At 42.2% G+C, this 19240-nt stretch carries 15 protein-coding genes and 1 pseudogene; 4 read left to right on the top strand and 12 right to left on the bottom strand.

Going from position 1 to position 19240, the window contains the following annotated elements; genetic code table 11:
- The first annotated feature begins 14 nt into the window (after window positions 1-14).
- Window positions 15-599, top strand: coding sequence for a DUF1566 domain-containing protein (locus tag D0T87_RS07390; RefSeq protein WP_163174322.1), 585 nt, complete (start codon window positions 15-17; stop codon window positions 597-599).
- 231 nt (window positions 600-830) lie between these two features.
- A pseudogene (locus D0T87_RS07385) lies at window positions 831-1250 on the top strand (AAA family ATPase); the annotation flags it as partial.
- A 12-nt stretch (window positions 1251-1262) separates the two neighbouring features.
- On the opposite strand, the gene lpxB reads toward D0T87_RS07385, so the two are convergent.
- The 6 genes from lpxB to D0T87_RS07355 all read right to left on the bottom strand — a co-directional run bounded on the left by lpxB (window position 1263) and on the right by D0T87_RS07355 (window position 5303).
- Window positions 1263-2399, bottom strand: a complete 1137-nt coding sequence (gene lpxB / locus D0T87_RS07380) for a lipid-A-disaccharide synthase (protein WP_163174318.1) — start codon at window positions 2397-2399, stop codon at window positions 1263-1265.
- Window positions 2396-3157 (bottom strand): 5'/3'-nucleotidase SurE, encoded by a 762-nt coding sequence (gene surE / locus D0T87_RS07375; RefSeq protein WP_163174316.1) that lies wholly within the window; start codon window positions 3155-3157, stop codon window positions 2396-2398. Before surE ends, lpxB begins: the two co-directional genes overlap by 4 nt.
- Window positions 3158-3254: 97 nt before the next feature.
- On the bottom strand, window positions 3255-3473 hold the full coding sequence (locus D0T87_RS07370; RefSeq protein WP_163174314.1) for an immunity 17 family protein: 219 nt from the start codon (window positions 3471-3473) through the stop codon (window positions 3255-3257).
- 105 nt (window positions 3474-3578) lie between these two features.
- A complete protein-coding gene (gene tsaE, locus D0T87_RS07365; RefSeq protein ID WP_163174312.1) occupies window positions 3579-4004 on the bottom strand; it encodes a tRNA (adenosine(37)-N6)-threonylcarbamoyltransferase complex ATPase subunit type 1 TsaE in 426 nt (141 codons plus the stop codon).
- 44 nt (window positions 4005-4048) lie between these two features.
- Window positions 4049-4873, bottom strand: a complete 825-nt coding sequence (locus D0T87_RS07360) for a metal ABC transporter permease (protein ID WP_163174310.1) — start codon at window positions 4871-4873, stop codon at window positions 4049-4051.
- A 10-nt stretch (window positions 4874-4883) separates the two neighbouring features.
- Window positions 4884-5303: a phospholipase gene (locus tag D0T87_RS07355; RefSeq protein WP_163174308.1), complete on the bottom strand. Its 420-nt coding sequence runs from the start codon at window positions 5301-5303 to the stop codon at window positions 4884-4886.
- A gap of 72 nt (window positions 5304-5375) precedes the next feature.
- Between D0T87_RS07355 and D0T87_RS07350 the strand changes: the two genes are divergently transcribed.
- Complete coding sequence (locus D0T87_RS07350; protein WP_163174306.1) at window positions 5376-6758, top strand: APC family permease; 1383 nt, start codon at window positions 5376-5378, stop codon at window positions 6756-6758.
- 25 nt (window positions 6759-6783) lie between these two features.
- A complete protein-coding gene (locus D0T87_RS07345; protein WP_163174304.1) occupies window positions 6784-7956 on the top strand; it encodes a hypothetical protein in 1173 nt (390 codons plus the stop codon).
- 641 nt (window positions 7957-8597) lie between these two features.
- Here the strand turns inward: D0T87_RS07345 and D0T87_RS07340 are convergent.
- The 6 genes from D0T87_RS07340 to D0T87_RS07315 form a co-directional block, all read right to left on the bottom strand.
- Window positions 8598-10622: an LruC domain-containing protein gene (locus tag D0T87_RS07340; protein ID WP_163174302.1), complete on the bottom strand. Its 2025-nt coding sequence runs from the start codon at window positions 10620-10622 to the stop codon at window positions 8598-8600.
- An 87-nt stretch (window positions 10623-10709) separates the two neighbouring features.
- Window positions 10710-12779, bottom strand: a complete 2070-nt coding sequence (locus tag D0T87_RS07335; RefSeq protein WP_163174300.1) for an LruC domain-containing protein — start codon at window positions 12777-12779, stop codon at window positions 10710-10712.
- A gap of 279 nt (window positions 12780-13058) precedes the next feature.
- Complete coding sequence (locus tag D0T87_RS07330; RefSeq protein WP_163174298.1) at window positions 13059-14258, bottom strand: hypothetical protein; 1200 nt, start codon at window positions 14256-14258, stop codon at window positions 13059-13061.
- Window positions 14259-14285: 27 nt separating this feature from the next.
- Window positions 14286-16703 (bottom strand): DUF2339 domain-containing protein, encoded by a 2418-nt coding sequence (locus tag D0T87_RS07325; protein ID WP_163174296.1) that lies wholly within the window; start codon window positions 16701-16703, stop codon window positions 14286-14288.
- Window positions 16704-16816: 113 nt separating this feature from the next.
- Entirely contained in the window at window positions 16817-17842 is a 1026-nt protein-coding gene (tdh, locus tag D0T87_RS07320; protein ID WP_163174294.1) for an L-threonine 3-dehydrogenase, read from the bottom strand.
- A 72-nt stretch (window positions 17843-17914) separates the two neighbouring features.
- Window positions 17915-19147 carry a 3-phosphoshikimate 1-carboxyvinyltransferase gene (locus tag D0T87_RS07315; protein WP_203558629.1) on the bottom strand — a complete coding sequence of 411 codons (1233 nt, stop codon included), beginning with the start codon at window positions 19145-19147 and terminating at the stop codon, window positions 17915-17917.
- Window positions 19148-19240: the final 93 nt, after the last annotated feature.

Raw genomic sequence — 19240 nt, 5'->3', positions numbered from 1 at the left:
TAAAAAAAAGAAAAATGAAGCATATTTTAATAATGATACTGTCGGTTAGTCTTATGATTCCGGCAGGGGTGATGGCTCAAGAGGCATATAAAGATGCTAGCAAGGTGATTCTCGATTTGACACCAGGTACCGGAATGCCTCGGCGTGCGGTAACGAATACACCCAAAACATGGACAGGTACTGTCGGATTGAGCAATCTATTGCTTGATAACCAAGCCGATGGCAGTATCAATGCGACACTATATCAGAAACTGGAGATTGCTCCGCATGATTTGACTGGCAACGGTACGATCGGCAGTGCAGGTACTACGCTTAACTGGGCGGATGCCTTTAACTTCTGCAAGAATGTAAGCCATAATGGTACCGGCTGGCGACTACCGACTCAGCGAGAGTTGCAACTAATAAGCGTTTTCCGACCCGCGTTGGATGTACTGCTTGTAGCCGTAGGGGGAACAGCATTCGATGGGTCGCATTATTGGAGCGCGACGGAAGCGACAACGTCGTTGAGTTATATACATCATTTCTTGCAGGGTATCACGAACAACGATGATAAAGTGAAGCTGCACCGGATTCGTTGTGTCCGGGAAGTTACCGATTAACGTTGCAATGAAAGATAATTATCAAAGAAATGGCTTTGCTGCTATCGCCCATGCTGCAAGGTATAACAAACAAAGAAAATGAGTTGAGAAATAGTTGAAGAAACTCTACTCAAAATTGTCGTGTTAGCATGAGGCAATCCATGATGTGATATCACGATTTTCCTCCACTAAGTTGTTTTGTTGCTAGAACCCCTATGCCAAGCGTGGCAATAGGGGGTTCTTTGAATACAAGGGGGCTCGTTCAATGAGACAGTAGATAAAATGACCGTTTCATACGATGGATACCATTTCTGCGAATTTGCCGAAGGTATGTTCAACCCATTCAGTGTACTAAATACTTTGAAATCGGGAGAATTTACTTATTATTGGTTCGCTACAGGCACGTCGACTTACTTGGTAGAGCTACTCAAAGAAAGTGACTATGACCTGCGGTTACTTATTGACGGAGTACAGGTTGGAGCACGAGCCTTTTCTGAATATCGTGTAGACGTGCGAAACCCACTTCCGATGATTTACCAAAGTGGTTATCTTACCATCAAAGATTACGATAATACGTTTGAGCTTTACACCCTGGGATTCCCCAATGATGAAGTGCGTTATGGATTTCAGGAATTCCTGATTCCTTTTTACACTGATGTGACCGACGATGAGGTGGAGGAGTAATTACTCTGACGATAGCAGCTTTATCATCTCCTTTGCCGCGCGCATCGGAGCGCCGGGACTGCCAAGGCGTGTAGCCATATCTTCATACCCATCCAGCATTTGATTGCGGTAAGCCGTATCATTCAATAACCGTTCCAGTTCGGCACGCATATTTTCGATAGTCATGGTGTGGGCAACTAACTCGCGGACTACTTCGCGATCGGCAATGAGGTTAACCAATGAAATATACTTCACCTTAAGAATGAGCTTACGCAAGAAAGACATAACCCTTCCGATAGGCGCATAGTAACACACTGCTTGCGGCACGCGGAAAAGAGCAGCCTCCAAAGTAGCCGTACCCGAGGTAACCAGCGCAGCGTCGGCATGTTGCAGAAGGCGATACGTTTGCCCAAAGATAATCTGGACATCGGCATTACCTATAAACCGGTTGTAATACTCAGGAGAAATGCCCGGCGCGCCGGCAATCACCAACTGGTGTGAAGCGAAACCGGATGCCGCCTGAATCATACGGGGCAGGTTATCTTTGATTTCTTGCTTACGGCTACCCGCCAATAAAGCAATAATCGGCTTATCGAGGAGGTTCTTGCCCGCCACTGCATAAGGCATTGACTTTGCATGCTCAGCCTGGAATGCAGCCACCTCATCTACGGTAGGATTGCCTACATAATGGATCGGGTAATTGTGTTTATTATAGAATTCAACCTCAAAGGGCAGGATAGAGAAAAGTTCGTCTACATCGCGCTTGATGTTCTTGATGCGGTACTCCTTCCAGGCCCAGATTTTAGGAGAGATGTAATAATATACCGGAATCTTAGTCTGCCCATGCACGAACTTGGCGATATCCAGGTTAAACCCCGGATAATCGACCAGGATTACCACATCCGGACTCCAGGCTGCAATATCTTCTTTGCAACGCTTCATATTAGCAAAGATGGTACGCAGGTGCAAAAGCACAGGAATGAAACCCATGTACGCCAGCTCGCGATAATGTTTCACCATCGTACCACCAACGGCTGCCATCATATCTCCGCCGAAAAAGCGAAACTCGGCCTGCGGGTCTTCCTGCTTTAAAGCCGCCATCAGATGAGAGGCATGCAAATCTCCTGAAGCCTCTCCTACTATGAGATAATACTTCATAAACGCTCTTTTAAGATATCAATAAACGAGTAATCGGTCATATCGACAGTGATAGGCGTAATGGCTGCATAGCCATTGGCCAACGCCCAGTTATCGGTTTTCTCATTATCCGGTTCCAGGTTGACAAACTCTCCGGTGAGCCAGAAGTGATTGGAAGCGCCTCTCCGGGGACAAGGTTCCCACTCCTTTTGCCACTGTCCTACGGCTTGCTCGCAAACTTTAATGCCTTTAATTTCGCCCATAGGGAAGTTTACATTCAGGCAAGTACGCGAAGGAAGTCCATACCCCAACACGGTAGAAACAATTTGCTGTATATACTTCTCTAACGGTTGGAAATCGGCATCAGGAGCATGATCGCAAAGCGAAAAGCCAATGGAAGGAGTACCTTTCAGGCAACCCTCGATGGCCACTCCCATAGTGCCCGAATAATGAACGTTCGTGCCCGAGTTATCTCCATGATTAATACCACCGACAACCAGATCGGGCTCCCTATCGAGTACCGTATTATATGCCAGCTTTACACAATCGGCCGGGGTTCCGGTACAGGAGTAGATTTTCAAATCCGGCTCTTCGGATATCAATTCATAGAACACCGGCTGGGTTACCGACAGTGCACAGCCATTGCCCGAACGAGCCGAATCGGGAGCCATAACAACCAACTCTCCCAGCGGGCGCAAAAAACGTATGATTTCATTTATTCCTTTGGCCGATACTCCATCGTCATTGGATATGAGTATCAGCGGCTTCTTATTCTCCATGTGGTTTATGTTTTTTAAGGAGCTAGAAGTTAGAAGTTAGTAGTCAGGTTTTATCTTTATCCATGCGGTATCATACCGCTTACCTAACTACTAGCTTCTAGCTTCCAGCTACTTGAATATAAAAGTAAATGGCCATACAAATAAGTATCACACCCAGAACGCCATAGAACAAACGGGCGCGGGGCCTACCTACATTACGTACAATAAGCTGCGCGTTACGTGCCTTGAAAAACCAGTCCCAATCCAATAAAGAAGCCAATATTGTAACAATACCAGCTACTACAAACAGTCCTTGTACGAAATAGTGTCCAGACATATTAGTTGAAAATTGAAAGTTGAAAGTTGAAAGTTACCATGCGGCATCGTAACTCAAAACTCATTACTCATTACTCAAAACTCATTACTCATTACTCAAAACTCATTACTCATAACTCATTACTCTTAATTCCCTCGTACCGTCTTCTATTTCTTCAATGGTTACTTTTACGGCATCACCCGGCAAAAGCTCTTCGACTAATTCGGGCCACTCGATGAAACACAGGGCACCGCTATAGAAGTAATCTTCATAGCCCATATCGTACACTTCTTCAAGTTTCTTAATCCGATAGAAATCGAAATGATAGATTAGTTCGCCGGTCGTGTCGGAACGGTATTCATTGACAATGGCAAACGTAGGCGAATTAATAACATCCGTTACACCGAGTTCTTCGCAAACAGCCTTGATGAAGGTTGTTTTGCCGGCTCCCATTTTACCGTATAAGGCAAAAACCGAATGATCGCCAATCTCAGCAATAAACTGACGGGCTACTTCATGTATTTGTTCTAAGGATTCAATCTTTATTTTCATATATGAAATACGGATTAATGCAGATTATTTTATTCATTTTTCTTTTAAACCTGGCAGCGGCACCTTGCCACCCTTGTCGCCCTTGCCGCCAACTTACTAATCAGGTAAATAATGATAGAGAAAAATATAATAGACGCCCCGGAGGGTACATTCAGGAAATAGGAAATAAACAACCCGCCCAAGCAACCGAGGAAACCGAAACCAATAGACAGCCAGATTATTTTCTTGAAATTATAAGTAAACAAATTAGCAGTCATTTGTGGAATGGTTAAGAGCGAGATAGCAAGCACAATACCTACCATACGCAAACAGGAAACAATGGTCAAAGCAATGAACATCATCAAAAGATACTCGAACACAGCAACCGGAATGCCTTGCGAACGGGCAAATTCACGATCAAATGCAACATAGATAATGGGATGGATAAACAAGGTAAAGAATATAATGAGCAATACGGAAAGCACCCCGAGTATCAACAAATCGACTTGCGTTATCGTAAGGATATTCCCAAAAAGAAAAGCAGATAAATCGGGAGCGAAACCGGGCGAAAGGAAAGTAAAGATAATACCGATGGCCATGCCCAGCGTCCAAAACACAGCAATAGCAGAGTCTTCGCGCATATCGCTCCGCTTACTCAGCCACTCCACCCCGAAAGCCGAAAGAACGGAGAAAACAGCAGCCGAAAGAATGGGCGAAATCCCGGCAAACAAACCAATACCGATTCCCCCAAACGAGGCATGAGTAATGCCTCCACTAATAAAAACCAATCGGCGGGTAACGATATAAGTTCCGATTATGCCACAGGCTATGCTCGCCAGAAGACCTCCCAGTAAAGCGTGTTGAAAGAATGTATATTGTAAAAGTTCCATTAGCCTCACCCTATCCTACTCTTCGTTCGCCAATAATCAGAAAAACTTCATCCTTAATATCGTCTGGCAAACAGATGCCACGCAGCTGGAGGCTTCTTACCCACCCTGCGACATCAATATCCTGCATGGTATAGAATACATCCCGGAACTGTTCCGCCTGATCCGGCGTGTATTCATCCGGAGCTATACCGATATAATGATCCAGTTCTTCATCGTCGTAGTATTCTATCTGCTTGCTGACCGCAGCCAGTAGACTATCTTTTTCGCAGATCTGATGCTGTCCGCAGCATTCTGCATCGACCTCAGTAACTTCGGGCATGCGATCAATCTCGCCTCTCGCTATCTTCCGCTGCAAATTCCTGTTACGAGCATGGCCCAAAACAAGGGCAACAATCGCAACCACAACCAATGCAATGACTAATACCCACATAATTAAAAATACTTCTTTTCTGCAAAGTTACTTATTATATTGCTATTTTTGTGCTTCGGACGAGGTAAAAGCATGATAAAAAACAAATACGAGACATACAAGTTCGGACTGGTGACGGCTTCTGCATTCGTGATAGCCAATATGATAGGTACCGGGGTGTTTACATCTCTGGGGTATCTGCTGGTTGGAACTACGAACTTTATCTCCATTCTGCTTCTTTGGCTTTTCGGGGGGATAATCGCCCTTTGTGGTGCGCTCGTATATGGCGAATTGGGAGCAACGATGCCGCGTTCGGGTGGCGAGTATCACTACCTGCGCGAAATATACCATCCGTTATTGGGTTTTATGTCGGGATGGGCATCGCTGATTGTAGGCTTTGCCGCTCCGGTGGCTCTGGCGTGTATGGCGTTTAGTACGTATTTGCATAAAGTATTCCCTGTGCTTCCTCCTACAATCACGGCACTTGTTGTACTGACTATAATTACAGCTATTCATGCTTATGACGTACGAGCGGGAGGGGCTATTCAACGCTACTTTACATTTTTCAAGATACTGGTCATTATCGTCCTGATCATTTGCGGTTTCTGCCTGCCGGAACAATATCAGGATGTGTCGGCAGCGGCTTCGGACTTCTCTTTCGATGAAATCTTTTCTGCCGGCTTTGCCGTCTCATTGATCTGGGTATATTATTCTTATTCAGGCTGGAATGCCTCAGCTTATATGGCGAATGAGATCAGGAATCCACAGCGAACCATTCCGCGGTCACTATTTATCAGTACCATTATTGTAATGATACTGTATGTGCTGCTCAATGCCGCCCTAATGTTATCTACCCCTGTAGAAGCTATGCAGGGACAGCTTGAGGTGGCGTTAATTGCTGCACAGCATATCTTTGGTGAAAAGATGGGTAATATGATGGGACTGATTATTGCTTTGCTTTTGTTGTCGAGCATCAGTTCTATGGCATTTCTTGGTCCGCGGGTATCGCAGGTTATGGGCGAGGATACGTATATTCTCCGCCAACTGTCCAGACGTTCGAAGAAGGGTACGCCTTACATTGCAATCTGGGTACAATTCATTATAAGCTTTCTGCTTATCATCACAGATTCCTTTATTCTGGTGACTAAATATACGGGGATTACGCTATCTTTTTTCGCCATGCTCACAGTGGCGGGCGTATTCATCCACCGGAAGCGCTTTCCCGATGCGAAACGGCCATACAAGACATGGGGGTATCCGGCAACTCCCTGCATTTTTATCGCACTTATTTTATGGTCGATTGTTTATTTGGTGTACGAAGATTATAAGGATACATTTATAGAGAACACACAGCAGGTAATGTGGATGAGCTGCATGAGCATCTTTACGCTATTGACAGGGGCAGGCGTCTACTATCTGAATAAAATAATTGTAAAAGGAGGGAAGAAGGGAAGTAGAGAAGAACCCCTCTCCTAGTTATAACATAGAAAGAAACGCAAAAATGAGAACTAAACTTTGGTATTCAACATTGATTCTGGTAGGTGTGTTATGCATCTCGTCCTGTGGATCAAACAAAGAAAAAGCAGCTTCGGCCTCGGATAATACCGAAAAGCAGGCTGCCCCGGAAGCTAGTGATAGCGTGAAGGTGGTGGCAAATGAGGCTTTGAATGATGCTGCCAGGTTTGTTGCCGGGCTTCCGGTAGTGAACAAGAACAACAAACTGTATGCACTTACGCAAACGAAGGAATGGAAGAATCATGCCCGGAACATGGATCAGATCTGGAATTCATACCAACAAAGCGCGCCGAAGGTGCTATCCTTTGCACAGCATGAGCTAAGTGACATTAATCAGAAATGCCAGACGTTATTCTATCCGTTTGGTGGGCCGGACTTCCTGTTCTCCAACGCTTTCTTCCCCGATATGGATACGTACTTCCTTATCGGGCTGGAACGTACGGGACAAGCCATACAGGTAAAACACCCGTCGGCCAAGACGTATAAGCTGTATCAGGATGCCGTATCGGATGTGCTTAGCCTCAGCTTCTTCCGGACAAAGGACATGAATGTGGAACAGGAGAATGACACGATAGATGGCGTGGTTCCTATTATTTCTATGTTGATGGCGCGTGCCGATAAACAGATTATCAGCATTAAGGATATGCGCATTGATGACAACGGGAGAATTGTAGATGCAGAAGCAGACGGAACGCCCATCTCCAGTCCGACGGGATTAGTCGAGATCAGGTTTTTCCGCACAGGAACGAACAAGGCCCAGACTCTGTATTACTATGCCACAGACCTGAGCAATGACGGGCTCGCCAAGAATAAGCCTCTGGTGGCTTACATTAATAGTCTAAGCCAGGCTACAACGGCAAGTTTTATCAAGTCGGCTTCCTATCTGATGCATGAAGGTATGTTCTCGACCATTCGGGATATGATCCTGAAACAATCATCGGCTATTATGCAGGACGACTCGGGAATACCATTAATGTATTATAAAAAAGAGAACTGGGATACCATGCTTTATGGAACATTCTACAAACCGATATCTACTTATGTGGAATATGCACAACCTGCACTACGTGATGCTTATCAACTAGGAAGTCCCAAACCATTGGCTTTCCGCATAGGTTTTGCTCGCCAGTCGAATTTACAGATTATGCGGAAGAAATAGCGGGCCAATCCATCAAGTCACAAATATGAGCAAAAGCAGATCAAAAAGATAGAATTTACTCCATTTTGATTACACACAAACTTTTCAAAAACCTTCAATGAGATGTTAAAATCAGGTCTTAGGCTTGCTTTTGCAGTGTATTATTGATATTTGGAAGTGCCCCAGCGCAATAATTTCTACACTTGAGCCGCGTACTGTCGACAGCACGCGGCTCAAGTATAGATAACGCGCGGCTCAAGTATCAACAGCCAAGCGCTCAAGTATCGACAGTCAAGCGCTCAAGAGTTCAGCGTGTTTCATTTTATAGGTTTTTATCCTCTAGTTGGTCTGTTTCAAGCGAAACGACTAAAGTACACATTTGCTGTATTTATTGCGGTTCATATAGTTATTCGTAATCTATTTTGTTATATTTCGGTCATTTAGATAGTTTATTTCACAAATTAGAATCTTACCGATTTTTACAAACATGATTCTTTTGCCATTTTTCCTTCCCCTCCTTCCCCAAGCCGGGAATATGCGATTACCACTCTATTCTATTATCAAAATGTCATTTTTGTCATTTTGTCTATAGTTTGCTAAAACAAATGAGGTTGCCCGTATGGGCAACCTCATTTGTTTCTATATTCTTATATGAGAATTACTTACTGTGCAGGATACAAATACCAGTCCCTATCGGTAGTCATATTGCTATCAACCCAGCTAGAATATCTTGGATAGGTTACATAAATCTTCGCCGCTTCCTTTGGCACAACAAACCCATCGTTCGTTCCCGACAAATGGATGGCAAATGGATATTTATTGTTTTCACCGCTTACATACCACAAAGTGCTCTGATCAGAACGGTCGTCTGCTGTTCCAAAATAGCTACGGTTTGCTTTGGATGTAGGTTCATACATAGGCAAATGTATTTCGGCACCAGCAGTCTCGCGAGGTGAGATAAACGGATTATATGGAGCAGCCAATTGAGAAAAACCATCCTGCAACACAGCGCCATCTACGAATTCCATATCTACGGTGTACACCTTAGGAGTAACGCCATATGTCATCGGTGTAATCACCTCCCTTACATTGGGGCACAATTCAATGACAAATCCGGCTCCATCGGGTATAGTAGCATAGTCTTCACCATCAATCTTTACGCTCTTCACTTTTGACCGAGGAATGTTTACCTTATAAGAGAAAGCATTATTGAATGTAGCCCCTGTATGAATGAACGAGAATACATCTTTCACACTCTTAACTGTAATATCGCCTTCACCTACAGGTACACCGCCATTAACAGTTTCACCATCTTGAACATAAGTCACAGTAGAATTGTATTCAACCACTACGTCATTCAAGTCATAGTCACCCTGCCTAGGCCAGTTGTCTTCAAAAGCCAATATACCTTTTATAGCTTCTTCTGTTTCAATAGGGTCAGGATCAATAGATGGCGGTGGTGCAATGGCGTCAATAGGGTCAGTCAGTACATGGAAAATCACATCATTACAGTCTCCGTCTCCGCCGTTAGGCATATCTTCAAACCCAAAGCAGTTAAATGGATTTCCCTCATTGTCTGTTGTCTGAAAGAAGATAGTAAAGTTATTGCCATATTTACCCGGCGTGTTCCATTCGGGCGTAGAATACAACCATTCTCTTGCAGGGTTGACATCAGAAATCTGATTAACAAAGGCATTGCTATGCAAAACCCAACCGATTTTTGTGTTTACCGGGAAAATCTCAGAGTAATTTCCCTCCTCATCCAAATATAAAAGCTGGGCATATTTCCCTGGTGTAAGACCCGCATTCTTATTTACAATCGTATTATTAATTACGTCTGCGTATCTGAAAACGTTAATAACCTTAAGGTTATTTATCTCTTCGGTTGAGAAATCTTTGAATTCTTTATCACCATTATAAGTAAAATAGCTCAGAGAATTGTTGTAAGAGCCTCCGGCAGATATTACCGAAACGTATACTTTAGCTCCACCCTGATCTTTATTTTCTTTTACTATCTCTACCGTGGCATCTCTGTAAAATATAGGATCTACTCTTTTCCCGGGCGGAAATGCCTGCGATATAGCTGTGAATACCTCCGGGGCTATAGTTAAAGTAACATCGGGGTTGATAAGGTCATTTCTATAATGTCCGTTTTCAGTCCAGGCATAAAAATCATCGACAGACGTTAAATATTTATCAACCTTTTTATCGCCAATTGAACGACTGGAGGCACCCGCTGACACGGCTGCATCAATATCTACCTGAGAGAATACAGCACGTCCGTTTTCAATCTTCGCATACGATAGCTGAGGAACGAACAAACTAGAAGAGTAAGCATATAATTCTGTCACATACGAAGGAATTACACGTGAAAGTTGGGACGTTCCCACAACATTAATACCTCCGGCAATGGGAGTTACGTTTGAACGAAGTTCACCATTCGCATCCAACGGATATTCTGCATACACATCGAATACAGAAACAAAACCTTTAGGGGCATCATAGTTCAGATCAAATTTTACTTCTTGCGTGGTAGAGAAATTTAAACCTGAAGGATTACTTCCTACATCAGTAGGGTCTGGATCAGGAGTTGGATCATAATAGTCTTTATCCGAACACCCTACGAAAAGAAAAAAGCCAGTGCAAAGGCACATTAGCAAACATTGTTTAATTGCGTTTTTAATCATAACACATTCTTTTGTTGCAAAAATAGGTTGAATGAGGTTGCCCGAAATTAATCGGATAACCTCATTTACATTTATATTCTTATGTAATTATTGAGCAGGATACAAATACCAGTCCCTATTGGTGGTCATATTACTTTCAACCCAGTCAGAATACCTCGGATAAGACTCATAGATCTTTTTCGATTCCTTTGGAACAACAAACTCATCGCCTACTCCTGACAGATGAATAGCAAATGGGTATTTATTGTTCTCACCACTTACATACCACAAAGTATTCAGGTCAGAACGGTCATCCCAGGTACCAAAATAACTCCGGTTAACTCTTGATGTTGGTTCGTACATAGACAAGTGAATTTCGGCACCCGGAGTTTCCTCCTTATGAAAAATAAATGGATTATATGGAGCTGCCAATGTCGAGAAGCCATCTTGTGCCACCTTATCATCTGCAAATTCCATAACTACTGTATATACCTTAGGAGTAACGCCATATTTCATCGCTTCAATCACTCCTTTTACATTTGGACATAGGTCAATAATAAATCCATCGCCATCAGGAATAACAGCACATTCCTCACCATCAATTGTTACACTCGTTACATTAGATGGAGCGATGTTAACTTTATACGAAAAAGCATTGTTGTAGGTAGCACCGGTATGGATCATTGAGAAAACATCTTCTACTTTCGTTACCATAGGCTCGGTCGATGTAACCGTGTTTCCCGCTCCATCCTTACCAACTCTATACCGGTAAGTAACCGTAGAATTATACTTAACTACCACATCGTTCATGTCATAGTCACCTTGCTTAGGCCAGAAGTCTTCAAAAGCCAGAATACCATTATACGATTCGCTCTTGAATATATCTTCACTCTCAATTGGTTCAGGAGGAGTTAATGCATCAGCGGGGTCAGTATGCACATGGAAGATCAAATCATTATAGTCTTCATCAGACTCAGTTCTTCTATCTTCAAATCCAAAACAGTTATATTCAACGCCATCATTGTCTTTAGCCGAGAAATATATCGTCTGGTTGGTAGGATGAGCCGAAGGTCCTTTTTTAGGATTCTCTTTCTCCTCATTCCAAGCTGATACAGAGAGCGGACATCCGGCATAACTCTTGAATGATTCCTCAAAAGTACTCTCAGCAAATGCATGGCCACCAAGTCTCCATCCAACAAGCGAACCTACAGGAAACTCTTCCACGAATTCATCACCTTTCTTATATAAGAGTTGAACAAACGTTTCGGGACTCACCCCCTTTTTATCACTTCCATATGTATTAAGTCTGGCCAGTGGAAGCACGTTGATCAATTCCAGTTCTGCTACTTCTTCAGCCGTCAATTGAGAAAAATCAGTCTTATCTCCGGTATATACAAAATAGCTCAATGAGTTCAACCAACTAGCATTAGAAGCTAAAACAGAAATATAGATTTTAGCCCCTACTCCACCAGGACCCGCCTTAGCAACGTGTAAGTTCGCATCTTGAATAAACCTGGAATCCGGCATCTTATTCTCCTTGAACGTTTTTCCAATCAATGTGGTCACCTCTCCGGGAATAGTTTTTACCATATCCGGTTGGATCAGATCAAATTTAATGTGACCATTAGCCGTTTCCTGATAAAAGTCCGTTTTCGTCTTCAGGTATTTAACTACCGGCTTTTTCCAGAAATCAGGACCGGCATTGCCTGCACGAGTAGTAATGCTACTTCTTGAGGTTCCGGCATCTTCTATATCCACAGCTTCGAACGATGCTACACCATTTACGATCTTCGCATACGACAACAACGACACAAATACATTAGAAGAGTAAACGTACAAATCCGTTACATAAGAAGGAATTACGCGTGTAAGTTCAGACACTCCCACAACATGAATACCACCAGCTAGGGGTTTTAAATCCAAACGAAGCGCGCCATTCGCATCCAACGGATTTTCTGAATATACATCAAATTCCGAAGCATGTCCTTTAGGGACAGCATAATTCAGATTCAGTTTTACGCTTTGTGTAGTAGAGAAATCTAAATTTGAAGGGTTACTTCCTACATCAGTAGGATCGGTAGGGTCATAGTAATCTTTATCCTGACATCCTGTAAACAAATAAATGCTGGCACTAAGGCACAACATCAAACATAGCTTAACTGTGTTGTTAACCATCATAAGTTGTTTTTGCTGCAATGAAAAATAGGTCTAAACTTTTAATTCTGTTACAAAATTACATCTTTATCTTTCAATAGCAACAAGTTTCACAACACTTTTTACAATTAAACACAAATATTAACCACTAAACAAGGGCATCCGAAGGAATAAACGGCAAATAAATATTAATAAAAAAGTCTGCTTTTAACATCAAATTGCGACACAAAAGGCAACTTTTTATTAAAACAAAAAGATTAAGCAAGTAAAAACAAACAAAGTACAATCAGCTAAAATACGCAATCAGCTTTTCTTTTTTAGTTCTTTTAACATGCGCAAACAAATAAAGAGTAGTATAAGTCCGGTTAAAGCAATGACTCCCCACAAAAAGAGGGGGCTTTCAAAGAAACGGAGTTCCCGCTCCGGCTCTTTCTCAATCATCTTCTTTTGAAGACCGACAGTCTTAACTATAGGTAAATGAAGAGAAATCTCATTGGCAAAATCCTGAATATCATAACGGCCAGGTCTTTTCAAACCTGCTTCTATACGATATTGCATCCCTGCATCTAAGTAAGCACATAAATAACGGTTTACGCCAAAGAGTTTAATGCCATCAACCGTCAACGAAGGATTGCTTTCGTTTTCAATAACGATCTGAGTGTTTTTATCAATCAATACCTGATCAGTATAGAAAGTATGTTCATCACGCGAAGAAAGCTGGAAAGCTCCTACAGTATATTCTATTTTCTCACTACTTTCCAACCACATCCTGCGGTTATAATGTCCTTTACCTGTAATCTGTAGCTCGAACTTAGATAAATAGTATGGATATTCCAAAGACGGGAAAGTGATTATCGTATTACCTCTATCTTCTTTAACCACAAAAGAACCCGGCTTCAGTTCTACAAACTGTCCATAAATACTGCTTTTTTCAATCTTGCCAACTCCTGTTATATTTAACGGACTGCGACTATTATTGGTTATAGCCAACTCATAATATGTATAATCACCTTTAGGAAAGTCTATAATAGCAATCTCACCAAGATTAGGATTATGCTCGCTATACAAAAGGCTCTTTTGCTTCACGCTAAACCACTGCTTACGATCATAACTCCCCCGGATACTAATATATTTAGTAACCTCAGCTTCTTTCATTCGAAGATAAAACCGGGAAACCTCAGCCTCCCGATTATGAACAATTATGGTATTAATACTATCCTTGTGTACATTAGACACCAGTTCATACATCTCCATTTGCTTCATCTCCTTCACCGGAACAGATGAGCGAATCAAATAAGGGACTTCTTTATCATCGTCATCCAATATCAATAAAGAGTTCAGTCCCACACCTGCAATTTCCTGACTTAGTTCAATGTTATAGTATCCCAAAGCAGAAACCGTATCTATCGTTTCATACCAATAATAGGTTTGTGCAAAACTACTAAATGTCGCAATTAATCCCACGATTAAAACAAGCGCTTGCCTCTTTATCAAATTACTCATATTACAAGTATTCATTTTACAGTTTATTTATAAGGATGCATCCTGGCTCTCATCATCTTTGATTAGCACTTTGATTTTCTGAATCAGGAATGATACCAATAATAAAATCACTCCCAATACAACAAACGAGATAATACGTCCGGTTTGCGACATAAGCCAGATATCACTGATATAGAACTTCAATATAATAAAGGCAAAGAAGCCTAAAGAAATCTGGCGCAACAATGCTTCTTTAACTTTCAGTCCCCAAATCATCAGGATCATAGCCAAAAGACCCCATAAAATAGGATAGCCAAACGTATGGACATCAAACAACAAATCATCATAATTATCCATAGTACCCCATAACTGCAAAATCGTATTATCAAGCTCTACACTGAGGATGACTACCGCAAAAGCAACCAACAACCAACCACAAACAGCATAAACTTGTTTGGAGAGTTTGCGAATTCCACCTACCATAATATAGAATATGTAAGCCAGAGCCGGCAACGAGAGGTAGTGAATAAGGAATAAAGTCTGATGCTTTCCTTCATAGAACACATCCCAGCGTAAATCAATCATAACCGGAAGGGCGAAAGCCAGATACAGAACAATAAAAAAGAACAAAGCCACAAGTTGCCCGTTTCCGTCCTGTATGCTTTTCCTATAAATAATACCAAGGACGGCTACATATATTGTTGTGTATACACCAAGTATCATCGCAGTAAACCCGGAAATTCCCTCTACCGGACTACTCTCAAACTGATAGTATATTTCAAGGAAAGGAACGATATACGACATACCAAGGATGATAGATGTCAGTATACGCTTTAACACAGCAAAATCTATTATTCCCGTTTGGTTGCTATTCATTCGTGTCAACATGAGTTTACTAATCACGAATGCAGCGGTCACAACCAATCCAGTCATAAATATCCGATTAAAAACAACTGGTAATTGATCGTTCATATCAAAATAGATATGAGAAGCATCCATTACATAGGAAATCAATGTTAAAGCGGAGATTAACAAGAAGCCCACATGAAACACTTTTATACCCGATTTATTCCACATCCAAAGCAGAATAACGATCTCCGATGCCCAGAACATAGTGATAACATGTCCATTCAGTTGTACAGGTATAGCCAATGATACAAAGCTAAGCACAATAGCGATAATCAAGTATATCAAGCGTTTGTCTACTGTAGCTTTCCGGAACAGGCCGATCATTACTATGGCATTCATTATGGCCATCGAAATGGTTATAAGTCCCTGTACCTTCATTTCCGTTCCATTGAATATATAAATGGACGCAGCAAACATGGAAAGATTATTTGCCAGAATCATAGCAACCTGGAATGGAGAAATTTTCCTACCGGATAAGAAGTGGTCGAACAAGGCAAGCAGGTAGAACTGTACAAAGAACAAAGCCGCAAACACAAGAGCACCTGTATACTGATCCTTAAAACTATCTAACAACCACGCCCAATAGAACAACTGTGTACATACAAAACTAACAATACCAATAATTCCCCACTTTTTGCGCATGGATATGAGTAACATACCACTATTCAGGATAAGAAGGAAGGAGAAAAGTACAACATAGTTCCCTTCGCCTGTACTAATCATCAATGGGGAAGCATATCCACCTAGCAGTGAAAACAAAGCCAACTCCTTACGGTCATAAACCAATGAAAGAATAACGGAGAATATGGTTATCGCAATAAGAATGATAAAGGCAAGAGTTTGATCAAAAAGATGATATTCCCTGAACGCCAGAGTAATGGTTATGTATAGTACGGAAATACCACCACCTACCATAAGGGCAGAGAATACATTGTATTTTTCTCTGAGTTTATGTGCAATACCAATAAGGATTCCGCCGGTAAGCACCCCAATAGCCACACGCCCGACTTCGTTTATCCAGTCTTTATCAATAGCATATTTCACGAAGAATGCAATCCCTAATACCAGAGTTACGATACCGATCTTACTTAACAGATTTTCAAAACGGTATGGAGCAGTTTCTTTCTTTACTTTTTTCCGTATAGGAGAAGGAGTAGCAGTGGTTAATGTTTCATCATCTACCCCAGGCACGGCAAAAACAGGGGGAGTTTCAACCGTTTCCTGTGTATCCTCCTGAAATTCTTCTTCTGGCTCAGAAACCACATCCGGTATAGAATCTTCCTCAACGATTACAACAGGGACATCTACCTCTTCAAAGATAGTTTCCGGTTGTTGGGTTTGTATTGGTGAAGGCTCTGTTTCGGTTTTCGCTGCAACCCTCGTTCCATCAGCCAGAATCCGGGTAATATTATTTCCAATATCCTTAAGCTGTTTTAGTTCCCTTTCCAACTCATTTATGCGGGAACCTACCGTCATTAGCTTTATCCAGGAAGCTATAGGAATAATAATAACAACAATAATCAGAATGATTAGAAGTAAAATCAGAAATTCTTCCATGTTTTCTTGTGTATTGGTATAGGGGACAAAGATAATATTATTTAGGTGCAGATGGCTTTCTATAACAAAAAAAGGAGCTTTTCATGGCTCCTTTCTTATTACATTTATATTGCTTAATCCCAGCTGAGGATTACTTTACCGCATTCTCCTCCGTCCATCACATCAAATCCTTTCTGGAAATCATCTACAGAGAAGCGGTGAGTAATGATGGGCGAAAGGTTGATACCCGAAATCAACATCTGCTCCATCTGATACCAGGTTTCCCACATCTCACGTCCGTAAATTCCCTTTAGGGTTAGTGCTTTAAAGATCACCTTATCCCAGTCGATTGCTGTTCCGGCAGGTTGTATGCCGAGTAAAGAAATCTTTGAGCCATTATACATCGTATCCAACATTTCGTTGAAAGCTTTTGGCGAACCGGACATTTCCAAGCCAACATCAAATCCACTCATTTTAAGTTGCTTAAGCGCTTCGGCTACTGTTTCTCCTTTTGTGGGATTTACGGTTAAAGTCGCTCCCATTTGTTTGGCTATACTTAAGCGGTAATCACTCAGGTCGCTCACTACAATATAACGTGCTCCGGCAAAGCGGCAAATAGCGGCGGCCATAGAACCAATAAGCCCGGCACCGGTTATCAAGACATCTTCACCAATGACAGGGAATGAGAGTGCAGTATGTGTTGCATTTCCGAATGGGTCCATAATAGCAGCCATTTCATCGGATATACGTGGGTCTAACCGCACCACATTCTCAGCGGGGAGGGAAAGGTATTCGGCAAAAGCACCATCACGGTTCACACCTACTCCGATGATGTTTTCACAAACGTGCTTCTTCCCACGGCGACAGTTGCGGCAATGTCCGCAGGCAATATGCCCCTCACCTGTTACACGATCGCCTATCTTGAGGTTTCTTACGCCTTTCCCTTTTTCCACAACCTCACCTACATATTCATGTCCAATAACCATAGGTGTTTTAATCGTACGCTGCGACCAGTCGTCCCAGCGATAAATGTGTAGGTCCGTACCACAGATAGCGGTTTTCTTTATTTTGATCAATACATCGTTAACTCCCACATGGGGAGTCGGAACATCTTCCATCCAAAGCCCTCTTTCGGGGCGAGCTTTTACAAGTGCTTTCATTTTGACAGTTATTTAAGGGAATACTGTTAGGAACAAACAAATTTACTGCTTTCCTCAATAAAATCAGTGGGATTATTCAACTATTTGTAAGGCTACACCTACTTTTTTCAAATCATCCCAGTAACCGGGATAGGATTTACTCACTACATGTGGCTCAGCAATCAACAATTGAGGACAGCGAATAGCAGCCGGAGCAAAAGCCATTGCCATGCGGTGGTCTTCGTAGGTTTTAATCACAGGAGTATCTTGTGGTTCAGTGCATTCACCATCCCAAATGAGTTCGGAGTTGTTTTCTTCCCGGATAACATATCCTAGTTTTGCCATTTCAACAATCAAGGCGGCAATACGATCTGTTTCTTTTATCTTTAAAGTTTGCAGTCCGGTGAAGTGGAAAGGAATATTTAGTAAAGCGCAAGTCACAACAAAAGTTTGCGCCAGGTCGGGAATATCAATAAAGTCTTCTTCCAGACGATCAACATGGTGACTATTCTTTTTCAGCAAGACTCCTTTATCCGTAAAAACAGTTTCAACACCTAGTTTCTTAAATACTCCTGCTCCGCGACTATCGCCTTGGTAACTTTCAGCAAACAATCCCAGTAGTTCAATTTCTGCTTCTTCGGAGAGTGCAGCTATCTGACACCAATAAGAGGCGGCGCTCCAATCGCTTTCTACAGTAAATGGGACACTCTTGTAAGACTGGTGCTCAATGACGAGGCTGTTTTCAGAATCCCATATAGCGTGCACACCAAAGTCCTTCATTAACTGCAAGGTCAGGTTGATATAGGGACGCGAAATGACTTCGCCGGTCAGGAAGAGTCGCAAGCCGTTCTTCAGCGTCGGGGCGATCATCAATAAGGCAGAGATGTATTGGGAACTTACATTTCCTTTGAGTCGGATGGATTGTCCGGCCAATTCCTTCCCAGTAATACGCAGAGGAGGATAGCCCTCATTCTCCACATATTCAATATCTGCGCCTAGTTCACGTAACGCATCGACAAGTATCTTTATTGGTCGTTGCCGCATGCGCTCGGTTCCGGTTATTATATGTGTACCAGGTGTTACAGTCAGATAAGCGGTGAGAAAGCGCATGGCTGTTCCGGCAGCCATAATGTCGATTACTTCTCCTTCATTATTCAAAGCTTTGATCATTACCCGGGTATCATCGCAATCGGAAAGGTTGTCGGGTGCAAGTCTGTTTTCAGCCAATGCATTGATTATCAACGACCGATTACTGATACTTTTAGAAGAAGGCAGTTGAATGGCGCCTTGTATGCCGGAAGGAAAGGTTAATTTATAGCGTATCATTGAACTTTATCTTTAAATAAAAACGTGTACAAAGATAAGGATAAACCAACGATTTACAGATGATCCTCAATAAAAACTACAAATCATCTTTTA

The sequence above is a fragment of the Bacteroides sp. 51 genome (assembly GCF_010500965.1).
Classification (GTDB): Bacteria; Bacteroidota; Bacteroidia; order Bacteroidales; family Bacteroidaceae; genus Bacteroides.
The sequence above is the reverse complement of the archived record's forward strand: the minus strand, read 5'-3'. Positions and strand labels throughout refer to the sequence as shown.